At 32.1% G+C, this 1,878-nt stretch carries 2 protein-coding genes; both read left to right on the top strand.

Going from position 1 to position 1,878, the window contains the following annotated elements; translation table 11 throughout:
• Positions 1–84: 84 nt before the first annotated feature.
• The gene (locus AB3X49_RS22285; RefSeq protein ID WP_367964790.1) at positions 85–1,323 is read left to right on the top strand and encodes an MFS transporter; all 1,239 of its coding nucleotides are present in this window, start codon (positions 85–87) and stop codon (positions 1,321–1,323) included.
• A gap of 111 nt (positions 1,324–1,434) precedes the next feature.
• Positions 1,435–1,878, top strand: a 444-nt coding sequence (locus AB3X49_RS22280; RefSeq protein ID WP_367964788.1) for a serine hydrolase domain-containing protein, incomplete at its 3' end; no start/stop codon positions are given.

Genomic DNA, 1,878 nt, shown 5'->3' with positions numbered 1-1,878 from the left:
GATAAATCTCGTCCCTAAGACTAAAAGTCTTGGGGGTGGGATTTTTTTATTGTTTTAAAACAATTTAGAAAGCGGGTGCCTAAAGTGAAAAAATTACTTGAAGATTGGAAATATCCTTTATTACTATTGTCCGGAGTTGGTATTGCGAATTTAGGTGCATGGATTTATTTAATCGCACTGAATGTACTTGTCTATAATATGGGTGGCTCAGCCTTAGCTGTCGCTACTTTATATGTGATAAAACCATTAGCCACTTTATTTACAAACGCTTGGTCAGGAAGTATGATAGATCGTTTAAATAAACGAAAGTTAATGATTCACCTCGATATATATCGAGCAGTATTTATCGCTATTTTACCCTTGGTTCCATCCCTTTGGATTGTCTATCTCTTAGTATTTTTTATAAGCATGGCCAGTGCGATTTATGAACCAACTGCTATGACATATATGACGAAATTAATTCCAGTAGAGCAAAGACAACGTTTCAACTCACTACGTAGTTTAATAGGATCTGGTGCATTTTTAATTGGTCCAGCAGTAGCGGGGATATTATTAATAACTGGTACACCAGAGTTTGCTATATATATGAATGCTATAGCATTTCTGTTATCAGGGTTAATTACATTACTTTTACCTGATCTTGATAAAAAATACAATTCTAATACATCAAGTGATAAGTTATCTCTAACTGTACTAAAAAAAGATTGGAACATAGTTTTAAATTTCAGCAAAAAATCTGTGTATATAGGATGTGTTTATTTCCTATTCCAAGGAATGATGGTTTTAGCTACCGCTATAGATTCACTTGAACTATCATTTGCGAAAGAAGTTTTATTGTTAACAGATAGTGAGTATGGCTTCCTAGTTAGTATCGCTGGAGCGGGTTTTATTTTAGGAGCCATAACAAATACAATTTTATCAAAAAAATTAGCACCTTCATTTCTAATTGGGATAGGATCATTATTCATTGCAATCGGATATTTGATTTATGCTTTTTCAAGTGAGTTTTTAATAGCTGCTATCGGATTCTTTGTTTTATCTTTCTCTATGGCATATGCAAATACGGGATTTTACACATTTTATCAAAATAACGTTCCGGTTCATATGATGGGACGAATCGGGAGTATATACGGGCTCGTTATAGCTGTTTTTACAATTTTTATAACGATTCTGTTCGGCGTTGCAACTCAATTCACTTCTATACAACTTGTAGTCATTGTAGGAGTATTGGTAATGCTACTTATTACTATCATATTGTGCGTGTTTACTTTATTACCATCGCGGTCTAAGGTATATTCCGCTGAATCAATAAATTCGAAATAGTTCCCTTGGTTTTTATTTGAAAATTAGGGGGTTGAATAGGAGGTTTCTTTCCCCTATATATGGAAAAATAACAAGAGGAAAGAACAATACCAATAAATAAGGGTGGTTATTATGATAAAAACAAAAGATCAAATAGAGAAAATTGTAAAAGAAATACATCGGAATATAGATTTTTCTGGGGTAGTCTTAATAAAAAAAGATGATGATATTATTTATGAAAATTCATTTGGATATGCTAACCGAAGTGAATGTATAAACAATACACTACAAACAAGATTTGGAATTGCCTCAGGATGCAAATTATTTACTGCTATCAGTATCTGTCAACTTGTTGAAAGAGGTGTAATTACTTTTCATACAAAGTTAAAAGATTGTCTACATATTAAATTCCCAAACTTTAATGAAGATATTACAGTACATCAACTTTTAACGCATAGTTCGGGTATTCCAGATTATTTTGATGAAAGTATCATGGATAACTTTGAAGACCTTTGGAAACAAACTCCTATGTATCTATTAAAAAGTTTAAAAGACTTTTTACCATTATTCCAAAAC

The organism is Bacillus sp. C30, from assembly GCF_040838255.1.
GTDB lineage: Bacteria > Bacillota > Bacilli > Bacillales > Bacillaceae_G > Bacillus_A > Bacillus_A mycoides.
This window is presented reverse-complemented; position numbering and strand designations above follow the sequence as displayed.